This window comes from Pseudomonas sp. ADAK18 (assembly GCF_012935695.1).
In the GTDB taxonomy this organism is placed as follows: domain Bacteria; phylum Pseudomonadota; class Gammaproteobacteria; order Pseudomonadales; family Pseudomonadaceae; genus Aquipseudomonas.
This window is the reverse complement of record NZ_CP052859.1, coordinates 3,060,979-3,080,846: the sequence shown is the minus strand read 5'-3', so window position 1 is coordinate 3,080,846 and position 19,868 is coordinate 3,060,979. Positions and strand designations below refer to the sequence as shown.

Below are 19,868 nucleotides of genomic sequence, written 5' to 3'. Positions count from 1 at the left end.
GGTCTATAACCAGACATTCAGCATGCGCGCGCCATGGGCATTGCCGTCGGCGAACACTTTGCCGGTGCTGTTCAGAAAGCTCTGGCCGCTGCTGCCTTGGTCGAAGAACTGGCCGCGCAGGAACACGCTCATGCCGGTAGTGGCCTGGCTGATGGGCTGCTGGCTGATCAGGGTCAGGCGATGCCAGGCTTCGCCCTCGCTGAGTTCTTCGGGCTTGAGGCTGATTTCCGGCGGAGTCGAGACGCTTTTGAAACCGCGCCACGGCTTGTCCCACGTATCACGGCCAATGACGAACGCTGGTACTGCCACCAGTTGCGCACCTTGCTCATTGAGCTTGCGGTAATTGTCCGGGTACCAGCTGTCGCTGCCGATCAGGATGCCCAGGCGCCCGGCTGGGGTGTCGATCACGTTGATGGCGTTTTCGTCGCCCGGCTCGATAAAGCCTCGTTCATCGAAGATCGGATAGAGCTGACGCTGCGGCTGGCCCAACGGTAACCCATCGTGGCCAAACACCAGGCTGGTGTTGTACAGCGGGCCATGGCCGACCTGCAATTGACCCTGGCTGACGCTGGGGTTGGGCAGGGCAATGGAACCGGCCACCAGGGTGATACCGAATTCCTTGGCCAGGCCACCGAACAGAATCTGATAGTCCCGGGCCATGGCCGGCGCCTTCATGCGTAGGTAGGCGTCATCAATGCGGTTGTCACCCTGGGCGCTGATCAGCGCTCGCAGAAACAGCAACGGGTTACTGGCCGACAGCCAGTTCATTGCTTCTTTCAGGCTGGTGGCTTGGTACAGCTCGTTCTTTTCACCGCTGACCATCAGCCAGGTCCCGACATGCTCCGGCAGCACCACGATGGTCTTGTCGTTGAGCAAGCCCTGGTCCCGGGCCTTTTGCAGGTAGGCCGCGAGTTTCAGGTGCAGGCGTTCCAGGCTCTGGTAGTCGGCGGGAAACAGTTCCGGCTGGATGCCCAGCAGGTTGCCGCGATCGGAGGGCGTGCCTTCGTCGACCGCGAGGCTGATCCGCAGGTCCGACAGGTAATGCCCCACGGGGCGTTCCTGGGTCCAGACCAGATAAGCGCTAAGGGCGGCGACTAGGGCCATGGTGAGGGTGAAAGCAAGAAGTTTACGCATGAGAAAAAGACAACGGACCGGGTGCAGGGTTCGCCACCTAGGGTAGGGCTCATGAACTCGCTTGCCAAGGGGCACTGCACATTTGGATCAATAACTTGTCAGTTTCAGTCATTGAGCGACAACGCATGGGCTCTTAGTCTGTGGGCATAAACCGATGGGAGGCCGTTCGAGCTTTCCACGTCCCGTGATGATCCGTTGTGGAGCTGTACCATGACCGCTGCTGCTTACCCGCACCTGCTGGCCCCGTTGGACCTGGGTTTTACCACCCTCCGTAACCGCACCCTGATGGGCTCAATGCACACCGGTCTTGAAGAAAAGCCCGGCGGTTTCGAACGCATGGCGGCCTACTTTGCCGAACGCGCTCGAGGCGGTGTGGGCCTGATGGTCACCGGTGGCATTGGCCCGAACGATGAAGGTGGCGTGTACGCCGGCGCGGCCAAGCTGACCACCGAAGAAGAAGCGCTCAAGCACAAGATCGTGACTCAGGCCGTGCACGAGGCGGGCGGCAAGATCTGCATGCAGATCCTCCACGCCGGCCGTTATGCCTACAGCCCTAAGCAGGTGGCACCGAGCGCGATCCAGGCGCCGATCAACCCGTTCAAGCCCAAGGAACTGGATGAAGAGGGCATCGAAAAGCAGATCAGCGATTTCGTCACCTGTTCGGTGCTGGCCCAGGTGGCCGAGTACGACGGCGTGGAAATCATGGGGTCCGAAGGTTACTTCATTAACCAGTTCCTGGCCTCCCACACCAACCATCGCACCGACCGATGGGGTGGCAGCTACGAAAACCGCATGCGCTTGCCGGTGGAAATTGTCCGTCGGGTGCGCGAGGCCGTAGGCCCGAATTTCATCATTATCTTCCGCTTGTCGATGCTCGACCTGGTGCAGGGCGGCAGCACTTGGGAAGAGATCGTGCTGTTGGCCAAGGCCATTGAGCAGGCTGGCGCGACGATCATCAACACCGGCATCGGCTGGCATGAAGCGCGAATCCCGACCATTGCCACTAAGGTGCCCCGTGCTGCGTTCAGCAAGGTGACGGCCAAGTTGCGCGGCTCGGTGAGTATTCCGTTGATTACCACCAACCGTATCAACACCCCGGAAATTGCCGAGCAGATCCTGGCCGAAGGTGATGCCGACATGGTGTCCATGGCCCGGCCGTTCCTGGCGGACCCGGACTTCGTCAACAAGGCCGCTGAAGGCCGTGCCGACGAAATCAACACCTGCATCGGCTGTAACCAGGCGTGCCTGGACCACACCTTTGGCGGTAAGTTGACCACCTGCCTGGTCAACCCGCGTGCCTGCCACGAGACTGAACTCAACTACTTACCCGTTAAGCAGATCAAGAAGATCGCCGTGGTCGGTGCCGGCCCTGCGGGTCTTGCTGCCGCGACAGTGGCTGCCGAACGCGGCCATCAGGTGACCCTGTTCGATTCGGCCAGCGAGATCGGCGGCCAGTTCAACATCGCCAAACGTGTGCCGGGCAAGGAAGAGTTTTTCGAAACCCTGCGCTACTTCAAGCGCAAGCTGCAGACCACCCATGTCGAGGTGTGCCTCAACACGCGGGTCGATGTGGAGCAATTGGTGGCCGGCGGTTATGACGAGATCATCCTCGCCACCGGGATTGCCCCGCGCACTCCGGCAATCCCGGGCGTCGAGAACGCCAAGGTGCTGAGCTATCTGGACGTGATCCTGGAGCGCAAACCAGTGGGTAAAAGCGTTGCGGTAATCGGTGCCGGGGGCATTGGCTTTGATGTCTCGGAGTTCCTGGTGCACCAAGGCGTGTCCACCAGCCTGGACCGCGAAGCGTTCTGGAAAGAGTGGGGCATCGATACTCACCTGGAGGCACGCGGCGGCGTGGCCGGGATCAAGGCTGAGCCTCATGCCCCGGCGCGCCAGGTGTTCCTGTTGCAGCGCAAGACTTCCAAGGTCGGTGATGGCCTGGGCAAGACCACCGGCTGGATTCACCGCACCGGTTTGAAGAACAAGCACGTGCAGATGCTCAACAGTGTCGAGTACCTGAAGATCGACGACGAAGGCCTGCACATCCGCATCGGCGCCGAAGGCGAGCCACAGGTGTTACCGGTGGACAATATCGTCATCTGCGCCGGCCAGGACCCGCTGCGGGAGTTGCAGGATGGCCTGGTAGCCGCGGGGCAGAATGTGCACTTGATCGGCGGCGCCGATGTGGCGGCTGAACTGGATGCCAAGCGTGCCATCAATCAGGGCTCGCGTCTGGCGGCCGAGTTGTAAATAGCTTGAGGGGGCGGTGTTAGACTACCGCCCCTTTTTTCATGTAGATCCGCCGTCATGGGTCCCTTCGACTGGCTTCCTTACGCGCCCCTTGAACCGCTGAACCTGAACTGGCTGGCCCAGGCTCAAGTTGAAGTCGCGGTGCTGCGTCTGGATCGTATCGACCCACTGATCACTGGCAACAAGTGGTTCAAACTGACTGAACACCTGGCGCAAGCCCGGGAAGCCGGCGCCACCGGCATCATCAGTCTGGGTGGGGCTTACTCCAATCATTTGCATGCCTTGGCGGCAGCGGGGAAGCGCTTCGGTTTCCCCACCGTCGGCCTGCTGCGTGGTCATCCGCAACAAAACCCCACGATCCTTGACCTTGAAGCCTTCGGCATGCAGCTGCATTGGCTGGGTTATGGCGGCTATCGCACGCGCAATGAGCCCGGTTTCTGGGAACCATGGCAAGCACAGTATCCGCACCTTCACCCGGTGCCCGAAGGCGGTGGTGGCTTGGCGGGCGCGTTGGGATGCCGGCCGCTGGTTGATCAGGTGCGGGCGCAGTTAGGCGGCTTGGGTTGGCAGGACTATGACGGTTGGTGGTTGGCGGTGGGAACAGGTACCACGCTGGCTGGACTGGTTTTGGCCGAGGCGGGGGCGCATCCGGTCTATGGCGCGCTGGCCGTGCCGGCTGATCATGGTGTCGCGCAGTCGGTACGCGCGATTGTGCAAGAAGGGTACGAACTGATCGATGCCAGCCGAGGCGGATTTGCCAAGGTCGATCCACTGCTACTGGCGTTTATCGACGCCACAGAGCAGGCCTGCGGCTTGCCCCTGGAGCCGCTTTATACCGGCAAGGCGTTGCTGGCCTTGAAGGGGCAGGTCGAGGCAGGACATTTCGCGCCTGGCACTCGCCTGATCTTCATCCACACCGGCGGCTTGCAGGGCCGCCGGGGTTTTGCCCGGGACTAGCGCTTGGGCATCATCCGCAGCGCGGTGTTGTCCCGCACGACGTAATGGTGATACAGCCCCGCCAAGGCGTGCAGCCCGATCAGCCAATAACCGACAGTGCCGCCCAGTTCATGCCAACCTTTGATTTGTTTGGCCAAGTCCTTGTTTTCGCCAATCAACGGCGGCAACTCAAGCCCGTAGAACATCACGGAGTGGCCCTGGGCGCTGACGATCAGCCAGCCGAAGATCGGCATGCCGATCATCAACACATACAGCGCCACATGCATCAGCGTAGCGAGCGTGGCCTGCCATTGTGGCGGCGCCGGCACGATCTTCGGCGCCACCCCCAGGCTGCGCGCAAACAGGCGCAGCCAGACCAGCACAAACACGGTCAGGCCGAACATGTAGTGCATTTCCACGATCAGCGTTCTTGCGCCACTGCCCTTGGGAAACTGTCCGCGTAACTCTATGCAGGCGTAAACCACCGCCAGCAGCACCACCATCAGCCAGTGCAGGGCAATCGACATGGTGCTGTAGCGCGTATCGGAATTTTTCCACGGCATCGCTTTCTTCCTCACTCATCAGGGCAAACCTCCGTTCTTTGGCGACGGAGTCCTTTTAATGTAAGCCTGTTTTCAGAGGTTTGCCCGCGACAGGTGCGTGAGGTGGCGATGTTTTGATCTCGATCAGTTGCCCTGAGGCATTTCGCCTCGCGCCAGACGCTGATTGATGTCGGTGATGACAGCAGGCAGGTCGGTGATGGTGTCGATCAAGTAATGAGGGCGTGAACCTTCGAACAGGGCCTGGATGCGTTTGCGTTCGCTGGTCAGCGTGTCGCCGTCCAGGGCACGGAACTGTTCATAGGTCAGGCCCAGGGCGTTACCCGAGCAGGTCAGTGCTACCGTCCACATTCCGGCGCGACGACCTTCGAGGATGCCTGGCACGGTGTCGTCGATCTTCACGCAGGCGGCCACATCATCAATGCCCAGGGCGATCACGTTGGCCAGGGCTTGGGCCGGCCATGGACGGCCGTTGGGCACTTCGTCGGTGGCGACCACGTGGTCGGCGATGTAGCCGTTGGTGGCGGCCAGTTCGACCACTTTGTCCATGACTTGTTTGGGGTAGCCGGAGCAGGAACCGATCTTTATTCCTTGCTGGCGCAGGTTGGCGATGGTGTCCAGAGCGCCGGGGATCAACGCCGAGTGCTCGGCGATTTTCTCGATTTGCAGCGGCATGAAGCGTTGGTAGATGGCGGTGACATCATCGTCGGTGGGCGTACGACCAAAGGCCTTGCGGTAGCGTTCGGCAACCTGCGGCTGGTCGCAGAGGGTGCGAATGTGGTCCCACTTGCCCATGCCCATCGGGCCACGGGCTTCTTCGATGGAGACCTGCACGTCGAACTCGGCAAAAGCTTCGACAAAAATCTGGGTCGGCGCGAAGGAGCCGAAGTCGACCACGGTGCCGGCCCAGTCGAGGATGGCGGCTTGCAGCTGGGTTGGGTTCTGATAATTCATGGCTCAAATCCTGTGGTTCAAAGAGGGTTTTATAAGGGCGTGTGGGCTAATGTCGAACACCAAGCTTGTGGCGAGAGGGCGTGCCCCCGTTGGACTGCGAAGCAGCCCTAAAGCCTGTTATCTCGGTCTATCCGAAAAAATGCAGCGATCGTATTGGGGCTGCTGCGCAGCCCAACGGGGGCAAGCCCCTCGCCACAGATCATTTGCTGCTTATTCGATCTCATCACTGGCTGGCATTAGGTGTGTGGGCCGTCAGATTTCGAGCACTTGCATCTCTTGCAGCACCTCGGCGACCGCCGCGACCGCTGCTTGCATTTCAGCCTGGTTGACGTAGCCGATGCAGCCGACACGAAAGGTCTCGACCTGGGTCAATTTGCCCGGATAGAGGATGAAACCCTTGGCCTTGACCCGTTCGTAGAACTCCTTGAACTGGTAGCGAGGGTCTTTGGGAGCGTGAAAGGTGACGATGATCGGCGCCTGGATCGCGGCTGGCAGGAAGCTGCGCAAGCCCAGTTCGGCCATGCCGTCCAGCAGTGCCTGGCAGTTATTGGCATAGCGCTGATGCCGGGCGGGCAGGCCGCCTTCTTCGTTGTATTGCAGCAAGGCTTCGTGCAGTGCGGCGACCACATGGGTTGGCGGGGTGAAGCGCCATTGACCGGTCTTGGCCATGTAGGCGTGCTGGTCGAACAGGTCCATTGCCAAGGAGTGGCAGTTGCCTTGGGTGGCAGCCAGTGCCTGTTTTTCGGCAAAGACGAAACCCATGCCGGGTACGCCTTCCAGGCACTTGCCCGAGGCGGCGATGAGCGCGTCGAAGGGTACCTCGCGGGCATCGATCGGCAGCGCGCCGAAGGAACTCATGGCGTCGATGATCAGGCGCTTGCCGTGGCGGGCGATGACCTGGGCGATCTCCGGCAGCGGGTTGAGAATCCCGGTGCTGGTTTCGCAATGGATCAGCGCGACGTGAGTGATGCCGGTGTCGGCTTGCAGTAGGCGATCCACATCGGCGGCGGTGGTGGGCTCGTCTTCGGCGGTTTCAAAGGTGCTGAACGGGCGGCCCAGCACTTCGCAAATCTTCGCCAGGCGTTTGCCATAAGCGCCGTTGATCAGCACCAGCACCTTGCCGTCTCGCGGTACCAGCGTGCCGATGGCGGCTTCCACGGCAAAGGTGCCGCTGCCTTGCAATGGCACGCAATGGTGGCTGCCAGCGCCGTTGACGATCGCCAGCAGTTGCTCGCAGAGGCTGGCGGTCAGTTGATTGAAGCTGTCATCCCATGAACCCCAGTCGACCATCATCGCCTGACGGGTGCGGGCTGAGGTGGTCAAAGGACCGGGGGTGAGCAGGATCGGCGCGGCAGTACTCATTCTTATGTCCTCGCAAAGCGTGGGAATGAAGCTATGTGGGGTGAAGCTACGGGGCATAAATTGCAGTTTGGCTTGTCATCAATCAAATTGTTTGTTGTTATGCCAGCCATCAGTGAGGCCGATAACTATGAACCTGTTTCAACTCCGTGCATTTGATGCCGTGGCCCGCGAGGGCAGTTTCACCCGCGCCGCTGCGCGTTTGTTTATCAGCCAGCCGGCAGTCACCGGGCATATCAAGGCGCTGGAGGAGCACTACCAGATCCCTCTGTTGCGACGCACCGCCCGACGGGTGGAGTTGACCGAGGAGGGCACCCGGCTGGTCGCGATCACACGGGCCATCTTCGGCTTGGTGGAAGAAGCGCAGACAATGCTGGAGGCCAATCGGCAATTGCTCACCGGACGCCTGGAAGTGGCGGCGGACGGGCCGCACCTGGTCATGCCGATGCTGGCCAGCCTGCGTGCCCGTTATCCGGGGATTACCGTCAACTTGCGCCTGGGCAACGCCCAGGAAACCCTGGCTGCGCTGTTGTCTGAACATGCCGATGTGGCGGTGCTGACGGAGGTCGAGCCGCGCAAGGGCCTGCACCTGCAACCCTTGATCGAGTCACGGATCTGCGCGCTGGTACCGGCCGGCCATCCCTGGTTGGCGAAGCCTGCGGGGATTGGCCTGGAGCAGTTGGATCAGGTGATCATGGTGCTGCGCGAGCCGAGCTCCATTACTCGGCGTACTTTTGACGAGGCCTGCGCCCAGGCCGGGGTGCAGCCCAAGGTGTTGCTGGAATTGGACAGCCGTGAGGCTGTGACCGAAGCCGTCGCCGCAGAGTTGGGTGTGGGTGTGGTGTCGTCGATGGAAGTCAGCCGCGACCCACGGGTGCATGCAATTGCGATCCGTGGCGATGGGCTGGTGAACCGGCATGTGGTGGGCTGCATGGAGCGGCGTCGGGAATTGCGCTTGATTCAGGCGTTTTTTGAGTTGGCGCCAGGGACTGGTGTTGGCTGACGACCGAGTTAACCCCTTCGCGAGCAAGCCCGCTCCCACATTTGATCGAGTTCCTTCAGGATGAATACGGTCAAGTGTGGGAGCGGGCTTGCTCGCGAAGGGGCCCTCAACTTCAGCGAAGGCTTTCCCGCACGATATCCAGAAACGTCGCCACCACCCGTCTTGAACTCTGCTCCTTCAAACACACCAGCGTTTCCTTCATCCGCTGGCTACAGTCGCGAATCGGCATGGCATACACCCGCGAGTCCGCACCAAATTCTGCCGCCGACACCACGCCCACACCAATCCCCACCACCACCGCCTCCCGCGCCGCTTCCCGGCCTTCTACCTGGATCGCCGGACGAATGCGCAGCCCGGCCTGGCGCATTTCCTGTTCCAGGGTCTGACGGGTCACCGAGCCGATTTCCCGCAAGACCAGCGGCGTGTCGTCCAGGTCGGCCAGACAGATCGACTCGCGCCCAGCCCAAGGGTGGTTGCGGGCAACAAACGCCATCAATTGATCGTCGGGCAGCGGTAATGACAGTAGCCGTTCATCGTTGACGTCACGGCCCAACAACGCCAGATCGGCTTGATAGTTGTACAGGCGAAACAGTGATTCATCGGTGTTGCCGGTTTCGATCTTGACGCTGATGCCTGGGTATCGCTGGCAGAAGAGCGCGATTTGCGGCAGTACGTGCACGGGGGCGTCCACCGCCAGGGTCAGGGTGCCGGTTTGCAGGGCGCGGGAGTCTTGCAACAGTTCTTCGGCTTCGGCCGCGATGACAAACAGGCGTTGGGTGATGCTCAGCAGCCGCTCTCCCAGGTCGGTCAGCCTGACGGAACGTTTGTTGCGGTGAAACAGCAGCACGCCAAAGCGTTCTTCCAGCTTGCGCACCTGGTCGGAAATCGCCGGCTGCGTCAGGAACAGGCGCTCGGCAGCCTGGGTAAAACTGCCGTGGACGGCGACGGCATGGAAGGCTTTGAGTTGGGCGTGGGACACCGACATCACGAATCCTCTTACAAGCTCAGCTTATATTTGAAATACGATAAATCGATTTTACCTATTAGTCAGCCATTGCTTTGATAGCCCTCAGTCGCCGTAGGTTGAGTCCTACAACTTCGGCGGCCATGGGTCTTTTGCGTGCTTACCAGCGGGACTCATCTGACCAGTACCGCCCCGGTCAGGGGGCCGGTACTGCAGTGCTCAACAATAAAAATACAGGCGTTTGCTTCCCATTCTGCCGGCACACTCACACCCGAGGTCAGAACCACCATGAATACTCCTATGAGTAGCATCAAGCGTTGGCGCGTGCAGATTTTCGCCATCACCTGGCTGGCGTACGCCGCCTTCTATTTCACCCGCAAAGCGTTTTCCGTGGCCAAGTTGGGGATCGTCGACGACCCGAGCTTCCCGCTGGACAAGATGATGATGGCCAACCTGGATGGCATTTACTTGGCCGCGTATGCCGTTGGCCAATTCACCTGGGGCATGCTGGCCGACCGTTTCGGGCCGCGGGTGGTGGTACTGGGCGGGCTGTTGATTTCTGCGGCGGCGGCCCTGGTCATGGGCACCTTTGCCACGTTGCCGATCTTTGTGACGTGCATGTTGATTCAGGGGCTGGCGCAATCCACCGGCTGGTCAGGGCTGTGCAAGAACCTCGGCAGTTTTTTCCCAGCGCAGCAACGTGGGCGGGTGCTGGGGTTGTGGAGTTCCTGTTATGCGTTCGGCGGTCTGGTGGCGTCGCCGTTTGCCGGGTGGTGGGCCTATACCCTGATCGGGACCTGGCATGCGGCGTTTATCTCCAGTGCGGCCGTCGTTGCCGTCGTCGCGGTGTTGTTCTTCATTTTCCAGCGCAATACGCCACAGGATGTGGGGTTACCGGCAGTAGAGGTCGAGCCGGTATTGACGGCTGAGGAAGCGGCTGCGGCGAAGAAAATCAGCCTGATGGAACCGCTGCGGGAGATCTTGCGCAACCGCACGGTGCTGACCCTGGGGTTGGCATACTTTCTATTGAAGCCGGCGCGCTACGCGATCCTGTTGTGGGGGCCGGTGATTGTCTTCGAGCAGATGCCATCGGTGGGCAAGGTCGGCGCGGCGATTGTGCCAACGGCGTTCGAGTTGGCGGGGTTGTTGGGGCCGATCATGATTGGCGTGGCCTCCGACAAGCTGTTTGGCGCCCGACGCATGCCGGCGTGTGTCCTTAGCCTGCTGGCGTTGACCGTGGCCCTGGCGCTGTTCATGGGTGCCTTGCACACCGGCAGTGTGGTGATGGTGATGGCGCTGCTGTTTGTCATGGGCCTGACCCTGTACGGGCCGGACTCGATGATCAGCAGCACCGCCGCCATTGACTTCGGCACCGCCAAGGCGGGTGCGACGGCAGCGGGCTTTGTCAACGGCTGCGGCTCGGTGGGGGCGGTGCTGGGCGGCTTGCTGCCGGGGTACTTCGACACGGTGACGGTATTTATCGTGTTCGCCGGTGCAGCGTTGTTTTCCTCGTTGGTGTTGATGCCTTACTGGAATGCCAGGCCGGCGGTGTTGGCGCAGGTGGGGGATTTTGTGCCGCAGCGTGAGGCGGCGATCAAACCCTTGCGCATCTAGGCGGCGACAAGGCTGGCCGGTTTTTTGGTGGATTAGAGACTTTTTGCCCTATAAACTCTGCCCCCAAAGCGCCGGCCAGTAGACGTCTCGGCGCCATGGATAGAAGAGAGTGAGTCATGGGCGCACAGTGGAAAGTCAAACATAAAGAAGCAGCATCCAATGCCAAGGGCAAGATTTTCGGCAAGCTGGTTAAAGAGATCACCATTGCTGCCCGCAACGGCGCCGACACCGCGACCAACGCACACTTGCGTCTGGTAGTAGAGCAGGCCAAAAAGGCCTCGATGCCCAAGGAAACCCTGGAGCGGGCCATCAAGAAAGGCGCGGGTCTGCTGGGCGAGACCGTGCAATACCATCGCGTGACCTATGAAGGCTTTGCCCCGCATCAGGTGCCGTTGATCGTTGAGTGTGTGACCGACAACATCAATCGTACCGTGGCGGAAATCCGCGTGGCGTTCCGCAAGGGGCAACTGGGTGCTTCCGGTTCCGTGGCCTGGGATTTCAACCATGTGGGCTTGATTGAAGCCTCGCCAGACAGCCCGGATGCAGACCCGGAAATGGCGGCGATTGAAGCCGGTGCCCAGGATTTCGAGGAAGGCGAAGAAGAGGGCTCGACCCTGTTCATCACCGAGACGACTGACCTCGATGCGGTGCAAAAGGCGCTGCCGGAGCAGGGCTTTACCGTGCTGTCTGCCAAATTGGGCTACATCGCCAAGAATCCGGTCTCGGGCTTGAGCGATGAACAAATGGCCGAAGTCGAAGCCTTCCTCGAAGGCCTGGACAACCATGACGATGTGCAGGATATGTTCGTCGGTTTGGCGGGCTAACGCTTGTAGCCGCTGCCGAGGCACGAGGCTGCGATGCGGTCCGCAGGACCGCCCTCAGGGGGCTGCTGCGCCGCCCATCGCAGCCTCGTACCTCGGCAGCGGCTACAGGTGGGTTCAGTGGTGTTCTAAAGACCGTTTTTCAGCAGCGCCTCGACTTCCTCAAACCCCGGCCGCGCCAGCACATCTGGTTGGCAGCAACGTTCGCGCAGCGCTTCCAGCCGCTGGCGGTTGTCCTCGCTCAAACCACTGTCAATCCGCTCCAGCAGTTCCCCCAGTAACACCCCGAACGCGCGCACTTCGATACGCTGCAAGGCTCTGGATTCCAGGCTGTCAGCCGTGGCATGGAACGATGCCGCGCCAAAATCTCCCAGCAGACAATCACCGACCTCGTTCCACAAGATATTGTGGCCGTACAAGTCGCCGTGGGTGATGCCGTGCTGGTGCAAATGGGCGGCGACCGAGGCAATCCCGCGGGCCATGCGCAGTGCAACATCGGCGCTAAAACGGGTGCTCGGTTCGTAGATATCACGGGTACACGAGGCCAGGCTCGGCAAGGCTGCCAGGTTGCGGTAGCTCGGGTCGATCAACTGCATCACCAAGGCGGCCTGGTTCTCGGGATGGTCGATAACCCTTCCTTCAACCTTGATCAGGTTGGCATGTTGGCCGGCAGCGATGCAGGCCTGCATTTCGTGCAACGGTGAGCCGTCGCTGGTGATGCTGCCTTTGTACAACTTGACCGCAACCGGCTGGGCCGGGCCACTTGGCGGCGTCCAGGTCGCCTGGCGAATGATTCCGGACGCACCTTCGCCCAGCACCTGCTCCAGGGCGAGTTGCGACCAGGGAATGTTCGGCGTGGAGTCATCGCTGGCAAGCTCGACGGCCATCTCCACCGGATTACCGGCGTAGGCCAGCCAGGTCAGGCTGGGCAGGGTCAGCAGCCAGTCCGGCAGGTGGGTCAGGCGGTTGGAGGCAATGCGGATCAGTTCCAGGTTTTTGCAATTGGCCAGGCTTTCGGGCAGGTGCTCAAGGTGGTTGCCCGCCAGCATCAGTTTTTGCAGCAGCGGGCGCTCACCCAGTGCCGTCGGCAATTGGCTGATCTGGTTGTCGGTCAGGATAAACCAGCGCAACAGCGGCGGCAGCGATGCGGCGCTGACCGTATGGATACGGTTGGCCTTGAACGCCACCATGCTCAACTGCTGGCATTGGCCCAGGCATTCCGGGACTTCAGTAAAGGCGTTGTCCGAGCAGAACAGTATGCGCAAGTGGCGCAGGCGATACAGGTCGTCCGGCAGGCTGCTCAAGGCATTGCCGCTCAGGTTGAGGATCTCCAGGGAGTCCGCCAGGTCGAAAATTTCCCGTGGGAATTCGGTCAGCCCGCAAGACAGATCCAGACGGGTGACGCCAGCCAATTGGCCGGCTTTGAGTTGGGCAAGGGTATCCATGAGCAGCGCGGTCACTCGGCAATAGGGGCGTAAAAGGCGCTCATGATAGCGGCTTGAGGGGGATGGGGTCCTGTTCAAATGCGCTTGGACCTGCCACGTGCAGCTGCCCCAGCCGGCTGCGGGTGCGTGCCAGGTCGATGGCATGGCCGCTCAAGGCTTCGTCCAGCGGCTGTTCACCCAGCAGGGTCAGGTGTTTGTCCTGATCGTAAAGCACGTCGATCAGGTTAATGAAGCGCTGCTGGACCGCAATCGGGCAATCGCCCAGGCCGGGCAGGCCGTCGATGATCCAGTGGTCGAAGTCCTCACACAGGTGCAGGTAGTCCATCACGGCCGTCGGCTGTTCGCAGAGGTCGCTGAAGGTGACACCCAGCGTGCGCTCCTGGTGCCAGCGCACGGCTAGCTGGCGAGCACCGACCGTCAGCGACAAGGGTGGCAGATCCGCTGATGGCAAACCCAAGGCGACGCGCTGCGCCTGGGTGCCAGGCCAGATGAAATGGCCCCGGGTAAAGCGTTGTTCACCATGGGCCTGGGCCAGGCTGCGATAGTCCTGGGGTGCGCTGACTTCCATGACGTCCATCCGTGCGCTGATCAACTCGATCACCGGCTTGAATCGTTGGTGGTACAGCGGGTTGGGCAGCAGGCCCTCAGGCGGGTAATTGGAGGTCACCAGCAGCAGGACACCGCGTTGGAACAAGGCCTTGAACAAGCGGCTGATGAGCATCGCATCGCCGATGTCGTGGACGTGGAATTCATCGAAGCACAACACCCGGCAGTCATCGAGCAACTCGTCCAGGGTGCTGCCCAGGGCATCGCGTTGCTGACGATGGGCGAACATGCCCCGGTGCAGACGGGCAAAGAAGTTGTGGAAATGCACTCGGCGTTTCTCGGCGATCGGCAGCGCCTGGAAAAAACCATCCAGCAACCAGCTTTTTCCCCGCCCGACGGCGCCATGCAGATACAAGCTGCGGGTGGGGCGACCCGCCAGCAACTGCGCGGATTGCCGGGCCATGGCCTCGATGACCTGCTGTTGGCCAAGGCTGAGGGTATAACCCTGCTGGCGGGCCTTGTCCTGGAAGAACCGGTGGATGGACGGGTCACTGTCGGTGTCGGCTTTTTTGCCCAGCAGCCGCTTGATCAAGGGCATGCGGGAAGAAGAGGTTGGCGGTAAAGCGGCCAATGCAAGTCACTCTGTGTTTCGGTGGTCGCTCACTTTAGAGCGGCAAGGACTTTTTGACCAATAGAGAGTGTGGCAAGCCCGCTCGCCACAAACAGCGACTGTGCGTAGGGAAGAAGAAGTTTAGATCCCCGTGATGCGAGGATGCTCGGCAAGTATCTGATCCGACTGGCAGATTCCCCCCAAGAGACTAACCTCATACTCAGCAATCTCCCCTGTACAAGGATTGGGGCAGTGAAGATACACGCGGTCCTGGCAATCATGAGCATGATGCTCTGCGACACGGTTTATGGCGCCCAGCTCCAGGTGGAGGTGCGTATTGACGTGCAGCGTGGTTGCCAATTGGTGGGTACTACGCGTCATGCGGGTATCGAACAACTCGGTGTGCTGGATTTTGGCAGTGGCCCGCGCCTGGATGACCCCGCTGGCCCGCTGAGTGCCGCGCTGATCAGTCAACGCCAGCCACGCCTGGAGTGCAACCCGGATACGCCTTATCAGGTGCGCGTCGACGGCGGCCTGCACGGTGGTGTTGGCGAGGTGCGTTACCTGGCCGCTACGACCTCTTCAAGCAGTAAACCCATTCCCTACCGTATTTATACCGATGCCGCCCGGCGAATCCCTTTAGCCGTGGATGTGCCGCTCAGCGGGCGTGTGCCGGATTCAGGCTCGGTGGATTTGCCACTCTACGGGCGTATCGAGCCACTTAAGGATATTCCCCAGGTTGGGCGCTACTCCGACCTGCTCAAGGTGACGGTGACATGGTAGCCCGGTGCTTGGCCCTGGTGGTCATGGGCGGCCTGTTGCTGCTGGCGGATGACGCCCAGGCGGCGGTCAGCGGGCAGATTCATGCACGGCTGGTGATTACCGCCAGTTGCGAAGTGAGCAAAGGCACCGACAGCGCCCCGGTCAGCCCGGATGGAGGGGTGGCAGTGCTGGATTTCGGCACCCATGGTCCGACCTGGGACAGCCGCTTGAGTGCCGAGGTCAGTGACAATGAAAAGGCTCCGTTGGCGGTGTCCTGCAACCCGTCTGTCAGCAGCTTCACCGTGACCATCGACGGCGGTGCCCACGGCGACGGCAATACCCGGCGGTTGAGCAACGGCCGGCAAACCATTCCCTATAGCCTGTCTGCCGATGCATCCGGTCGCAATACCTACAGCATTGGCCAACAACGCAATTTCGTCGTGACCAAGGGCACACAAATACCGATTCCGGTATTCGGCTCCGTGGTGGCGAATACCAGGGCCTTACCGGCGGGGATCTACACAGACACCCTGACGGTGACACTGGATTGGTAAACCATGAGGAGAACACCATGCATGCACTTGTCTCGAAAATAGGCCTTCCGTTGATGGCGCTGATGTTGGCGTCCAGCGCTCAGGCGGCGACCACCGTGACGGGGCAGATCACTTCCACCCTGATATTGACCAACAGTTGCCTGGTCAATGGCGTGGGCGGTACCACGGGCTTGAACTTCGGTGCGCTCAACTTTGGCACCACCAACAGCCAGTTCACCACGGCTGCCGGACAAGTGCTGGGCGGCGGCGGCGGGGCCATGTCCATTCAGTGCTCTTCGGGCACCTCGCCGGTGATCACCGTAGGTGCCGGGGCCCATGACAGCCAGTCAGCAGGCGGTACCCGGGCGCTGTACGACGGCGTTGCCAATTATGTGCCCTATGACTTCTACACCGACGCCGGACATTCGACGCTCCTGCCGATTAACGGGACGATCAACGTGGGGCCGAGCACCGGTGTGGTGCAAACCGTGAATCTCTACGGCCAAGCCGTGGGCAAGGTGGGGCTGCCGGCCGGTACTTACACCGATACGGTTGCTGTGCAACTGACGTTCTAGGGTCATGAAGGGCATCTGGTATACGACGGCGGCGGTGGTTATTGGCTGGTGGACGCCGTTGTCGCTGTTGGCGGTCACCAGTCAGACTTTCCAGGTCAGCGCGACGATTACCCCAGGTTGCCTGGTAGTGGGCGGCGGGTCGAACTACGGCAGCCTGACCTTCGGCACCTATTCGGCGTTGTCCACCAGCACCGTGTCTGTGGCGCTGAGCGGTGGGGTGACCTTGCAATGTACGCCGGGGGTCACCCTGAACATGAGCGTTGACGGTGGCTTGCACAATAGCAGCGGCCGGCACATGCAGCTCAATAGCGGCAGTGCCCTGGTGGCGTATCAGCTATTTCAGGACGCGGCCCTGAGCCAGAGCCTGGGGATCAGTCAAAGTGTCAGCGTGGCTTACAGCAACGCCAACACCATCACCCTGCCGATTTACGGACGGGTGCAGTTACCGGGTAATCAGCCTGGGGGGACGTACAGCGACGTGCTGCAGGTGCAGCTGTCGTGGTAAGGCGATTGGCATAAGGAGTGGGGTCTATGTATTCAGCTTCCCGGCGGTTATGGGTTGCAGGTTTTATCGGGCTGGTGGCGCTGGGCGTAGGAAAGGTTCAGGCCGCGAGTTCAGTGCTGATCTGGCCGATTGATCCGGTGCTGGAAGCGGATCAACAGGCCAGCGCGTTGTGGCTGGAAAACCGTGGCACCGAGACGGCCAACCTGCAAATCCGTGTATTTGCCTGGAGCCAGAGCGGGTTTGATGATCAATACCAGAACCAGCGCGACGTGATTGGTAGCCCGCCGGTGGCCAAGATCGAACCGGGGCAGAAGCAATTGGTACGCCTGACCCGCACCCGGGAAGTGCCGCCGGGCCAGGAGATGGCCTATCGGATCATTATCGATGAAATCCCTTCTGCAACGCCGGTTGCGCCACCGACCGATGGCAAGACGGCCGCTGCCATCCGCTTTCAGATGCGCTATTCGGTGCCCTTGTTCGCCTATGGCCCGGGGCTGTGGAGCAAGGACGACAGCACCCGCCAGCGAGACCCGAAAGGCGCGGGCAAGCCAGATCTGAGCTGGAAAAAGGTCACTGTCGCCGGACGTAACTATGTGGAGATGCGCAACCAGGGCGCGGTGCATGCCCGTCTGACCGACGCCGCGTTCAAGCAGGGCGGTCAGCCTCGGCCCCTCGTGGACGGTTTGCTGGGATACGTGTTGCCGGGCGCGACCATGCGCTGGCCGATTCCGGATGCAGTAGCGGCTGACCAGCCGTTGCAGGTCCGGATCAACGGGGCAACAAATGTAGAGAACATTGCGCCGGGGCGGTAACGCCACGGCCTGGGGCGTGATGCAGGAGCAGTCCCTGGTTTCAATAGGATGGAGATGTCCAGTGACGGACACAAAGCCTTGCTGAGCCATGATCGGGCTCGTTATCTGTGGCGTTCGGTGTTGGTGGTGAGTGGTCTGTGTAGCCTGGTATTTGCGCCTTGGGGCGTGGCTGCCGCATTGCCGCCGCCCCCCGGCAATATGGAGGCTGTTGCCGATGCACAGTTGTTTTTGGGACTGGTGGTCAACCAACTCGACACCGGCCGGGTGGTCGCTGTCAATCAGCGCGCCGGGCGGATGTTTCTACCGGCGGCCACCTTACGTGATGTTGGTATGAAGCTGCCGGCGAGCGTGGGCGAAGAAGTCGCCCTCGACAGCCTCCCCGGGCTGCATAGTGACTACGACAGCCAGGGCCAGCGCTTGCTATTGGATGTGCCGCCGGCCTGGTTGCCGGATCAGTTCATCGGCAACCGCAACAACTACCCGCGCACCCAGTCGATGACCAGTTTTGGCGCCTTGCTCAACTATGACGCTTACCTCAACGACACTGACGACAGTGGGACCTACCTGGCTGTCTGGAACGAAGTCCGGCTGTTTGACACCTGGGGCACGCTGTCCAACACCGGCCAATACCGCAGCACCATTGGCTCCCAGGTGGAAGGCAGCACCCTGAACAATGGCTACCGGCGCTATGACACCACCTGGCGTTTCTCCGACGATGAGCGGCTGCTGACTTACGAGGCTGGCGACGTGATCAGCGGCGCATTGCCCTGGAGCAGTTCGGTGCGCCTGGGTGGCGTACAACTGTCCCGGGATTTTGCCGTGCGCCCGGACCTGGTGACCTACCCCTTGCCGCAGTTCGCCGGTGAGGCGGCTGTACCGTCGTCGGTGGACCTGTTTATCAACGGCTATAAGTCCAGCAGTGCCGACCTGCAGCCCGGGCCCTACACCCTGACCAATATTCCGTTTATCAACGGTGCAGGCGAAGCGGTGGTGGTCACTACGGATGCCCTGGGTCGGCAGGTTTCGACCACCGTGCCGTTCTACGTCACCAGTACGCTGCTGCAAAAAGGCTTGTCGGATTTTTCGGTGGCCGCCGGTAATCTGCGCCGGGATTACACCGTGAAGGATTTTGGCTACGGCCCGGGCGTGGCCAGTGGCAGTTTTCGTTACGGGCTATCGGACACCTTCACCCTGGAGAGCCATGCCGAAGCTTCCAACTCCCTGACCCTGGGCGGCGTGGGCGGCAACCTGCGGCTGGGCAACTTTGGTGTGCTCAACACAGCCCTCAGTCAAAGCCAATTCGAGGGTGAGAAAGGCCAGCAGCTGAGCCTGGGCTATCAGTACAGCAGTCAGCGCTACAGCCTGTCGTACCAGCGGGTCCAGCGTCGTGACCAGTACGCCGACCTGACCCTGGTTGACACGCCTTACGCCAGCCTCAGCAAGCGCAGCGAACAAGTGACGCTGAGCTTGAACCTGGACAGTTACGGCAGCATTGGTGCCGGCTATTTTGATGTGCAGGCGGCCGATGATTCGCGCACACGATTGTTGAACCTGACCTGGAGTAAACAGCTGTGGCACAACACCAGTTTCTACCTGTCCGCCAACCGCGAGATCGGCGACAGCAATTGGGCCATGCAGGCGCAACTGGTGATCCCCTTCGACATGTACGGCAGCCTGAGCCTGAGCAACGAGCGTAGCCAGGCCGGGGAAAACCGGCAGCGGGTCAACTACAGCCGTGCGGTCCCCACCGACGGCGGCGTGGGCTACAACCTCGGCTACGCCCATGGCGACGGCCCGGCCTATCGCCAGGCCGACCTGACGTGGCGCTTGCAGTCGGTGCAATTGCAGGCTGGCGTGTATGGCAGCAGCAATGCACAAACCCGTTGGGCGGACGCCAGCGGCTCGCTGGTATGGATGGACAAGCAAGTCTTCGCGGCCAATCGGGTCAATGACGCCTTTGTGGTGGTCAGTACCGATGGTTTCGCCGGCGTGCCGGTGCTCTACGAGAACCAGAAGGTGGGGGAAACCGACCGCAACGGGCATTTGCTGGTGCCCTGGAGCAGCGCCTATTACCGCGCCAAGTATGAAATCGACCCGTTGAACCTGCCGTCCAACGTGCAAACCCCGCAGGTTGAACAACGCGTCGCGGTTCGTCGGGGCAGTGGCTATGTGCTGGAGTTTCCGGTGCGCCGGGTCATTGCGGCCAGTATCACGCTGGTGGATGCCAAGCATCAGGATCTGCCTCTGGGCAGCCTGGTGCAGCATGAGCAAAGCGGTGCGCAGGCGGTGGTGGGCTGGGATGGCCTGGTCTACCTGGAGGGCTTGGCAGAGCACAACACGTTGCGGGTGACTGTGGGCGAAGGCCATACCTGCCAGGCGACGTTCGATCTGGACATCAAGCAAGAACAGGTGCCGCTGATTGGCCCGCTGGTTTGTCAATAAAGTGAAGGAGTGTGGACGTGCGGTTCAAGCAAGGGTGGTACTC

The 19,868-nt window shown here is 61.1% G+C and carries 18 protein-coding genes; 11 read left to right on the top strand and 7 right to left on the bottom strand.

Annotation, left to right across the window (positions count from 1 at the left end):
• Positions 1 to 3: 3 nt before the first annotated feature.
• Positions 4 to 1,134 carry a carbon-nitrogen hydrolase family protein gene (locus HKK55_RS13730; protein ID WP_169355189.1) on the bottom strand — a complete coding sequence of 377 codons (1,131 nt, stop codon included), beginning with the start codon at positions 1,132 to 1,134 and terminating at the stop codon, positions 4 to 6.
• Between the two features lie 210 nt (positions 1,135 to 1,344).
• Between HKK55_RS13730 and HKK55_RS13725 the strand changes: the two genes are divergently transcribed.
• A complete protein-coding gene (locus tag HKK55_RS13725) occupies positions 1,345 to 3,384 on the top strand; it encodes an NADPH-dependent 2,4-dienoyl-CoA reductase (protein ID WP_169355188.1) in 2,040 nt (679 codons plus the stop codon).
• Positions 3,385 to 3,441: 57 nt separating this feature from the next.
• Positions 3,442 to 4,341, top strand: a complete 900-nt coding sequence (locus HKK55_RS13720) for a 1-aminocyclopropane-1-carboxylate deaminase/D-cysteine desulfhydrase (RefSeq protein WP_169355187.1) — start codon at positions 3,442 to 3,444, stop codon at positions 4,339 to 4,341.
• Here HKK55_RS13720 and HKK55_RS13715 read toward each other — a convergent pair.
• The 3 genes from HKK55_RS13715 to HKK55_RS13705 all read right to left on the bottom strand — a co-directional run bounded on the left by HKK55_RS13715 (position 4,338) and on the right by HKK55_RS13705 (position 7,196).
• A complete protein-coding gene (locus HKK55_RS13715) occupies positions 4,338 to 4,883 on the bottom strand; it encodes a cytochrome b (RefSeq protein ID WP_169355186.1) in 546 nt (181 codons plus the stop codon). The genes HKK55_RS13720 and HKK55_RS13715 overlap by 4 nt on opposite strands.
• Positions 4,884 to 5,006: 123 nt before the next feature.
• Entirely contained in the window at positions 5,007 to 5,834 is an 828-nt protein-coding gene (gene phnX / locus HKK55_RS13710; RefSeq protein ID WP_169355185.1) for a phosphonoacetaldehyde hydrolase, read from the bottom strand.
• Between the two features lie 252 nt (positions 5,835 to 6,086).
• Positions 6,087 to 7,196 (bottom strand): 2-aminoethylphosphonate--pyruvate transaminase, encoded by a 1,110-nt coding sequence (locus tag HKK55_RS13705; RefSeq protein WP_169355184.1) that lies wholly within the window; start codon positions 7,194 to 7,196, stop codon positions 6,087 to 6,089.
• A 127-nt stretch (positions 7,197 to 7,323) separates the two neighbouring features.
• Between HKK55_RS13705 and HKK55_RS13700 the strand changes: the two genes are divergently transcribed.
• The gene (locus HKK55_RS13700) at positions 7,324 to 8,196 is read left to right on the top strand and encodes a LysR substrate-binding domain-containing protein (protein WP_169355183.1); all 873 of its coding nucleotides are present in this window, start codon (positions 7,324 to 7,326) and stop codon (positions 8,194 to 8,196) included.
• Positions 8,197 to 8,308: 112 nt separating this feature from the next.
• Here HKK55_RS13700 and HKK55_RS13695 read toward each other — a convergent pair whose 3' ends face one another.
• Positions 8,309 to 9,181 carry a LysR substrate-binding domain-containing protein gene (locus tag HKK55_RS13695; RefSeq protein WP_169355182.1) on the bottom strand — a complete coding sequence of 291 codons (873 nt, stop codon included), beginning with the start codon at positions 9,179 to 9,181 and terminating at the stop codon, positions 8,309 to 8,311.
• Positions 9,182 to 9,448: 267 nt separating this feature from the next.
• Between HKK55_RS13695 and HKK55_RS13690 the strand changes: the two genes are divergently transcribed.
• Both HKK55_RS13690 and HKK55_RS13685 read left to right on the top strand, forming a co-directional pair.
• Positions 9,449 to 10,774, top strand: coding sequence for an MFS transporter (locus tag HKK55_RS13690; protein ID WP_169355181.1), 1,326 nt, complete (start codon positions 9,449 to 9,451; stop codon positions 10,772 to 10,774).
• Positions 10,775 to 10,890: 116 nt separating this feature from the next.
• Positions 10,891 to 11,598, top strand: coding sequence for a YebC/PmpR family DNA-binding transcriptional regulator (locus tag HKK55_RS13685; RefSeq protein WP_169355180.1), 708 nt, complete (start codon positions 10,891 to 10,893; stop codon positions 11,596 to 11,598).
• A 125-nt stretch (positions 11,599 to 11,723) separates the two neighbouring features.
• Here the strand turns inward: HKK55_RS13685 and HKK55_RS13680 are convergent, their stop codons facing one another.
• Together HKK55_RS13680 and zapE are read right to left on the bottom strand one after the other, a co-directional pair.
• Positions 11,724 to 13,040, bottom strand: a complete 1,317-nt coding sequence (locus HKK55_RS13680) for a leucine-rich repeat-containing protein kinase family protein (protein WP_169355179.1) — start codon at positions 13,038 to 13,040, stop codon at positions 11,724 to 11,726.
• A 40-nt stretch (positions 13,041 to 13,080) separates the two neighbouring features.
• Positions 13,081 to 14,184, bottom strand: coding sequence for a cell division protein ZapE (gene zapE / locus HKK55_RS13675; protein WP_169357852.1), 1,104 nt, complete (start codon positions 14,182 to 14,184; stop codon positions 13,081 to 13,083).
• 300 nt (positions 14,185 to 14,484) lie between these two features.
• Between zapE and HKK55_RS13670 the strand changes: the two genes are divergently transcribed.
• The 6 genes from HKK55_RS13670 to HKK55_RS13645 are packed head-to-tail and all read left to right on the top strand — an operon-like array spanning position 14,485 to position 19,825.
• Complete coding sequence (locus HKK55_RS13670; protein ID WP_169357851.1) at positions 14,485 to 14,979, top strand: spore coat U domain-containing protein; 495 nt, start codon at positions 14,485 to 14,487, stop codon at positions 14,977 to 14,979.
• Positions 14,973 to 15,512, top strand: a complete 540-nt coding sequence (locus HKK55_RS13665; protein WP_169355178.1) for a spore coat protein U domain-containing protein — start codon at positions 14,973 to 14,975, stop codon at positions 15,510 to 15,512. The genes HKK55_RS13670 and HKK55_RS13665 overlap by 7 nt, the downstream gene beginning before the upstream one ends.
• A gap of 17 nt (positions 15,513 to 15,529) precedes the next feature.
• Positions 15,530 to 16,066, top strand: coding sequence for a spore coat protein U domain-containing protein (locus tag HKK55_RS13660; protein ID WP_169355177.1), 537 nt, complete (start codon positions 15,530 to 15,532; stop codon positions 16,064 to 16,066).
• A gap of 4 nt (positions 16,067 to 16,070) precedes the next feature.
• Positions 16,071 to 16,571, top strand: coding sequence for a spore coat U domain-containing protein (locus HKK55_RS13655; RefSeq protein WP_169355176.1), 501 nt, complete (start codon positions 16,071 to 16,073; stop codon positions 16,569 to 16,571).
• A gap of 26 nt (positions 16,572 to 16,597) precedes the next feature.
• Positions 16,598 to 17,383, top strand: a complete 786-nt coding sequence (locus HKK55_RS13650; protein WP_169355175.1) for a molecular chaperone — start codon at positions 16,598 to 16,600, stop codon at positions 17,381 to 17,383.
• A gap of 48 nt (positions 17,384 to 17,431) precedes the next feature.
• On the top strand, positions 17,432 to 19,825 hold the full coding sequence (locus HKK55_RS13645) for a fimbria/pilus outer membrane usher protein (RefSeq protein WP_169355174.1): 2,394 nt from the start codon (positions 17,432 to 17,434) through the stop codon (positions 19,823 to 19,825).
• Positions 19,826 to 19,868 lie beyond the last annotated feature (43 nt).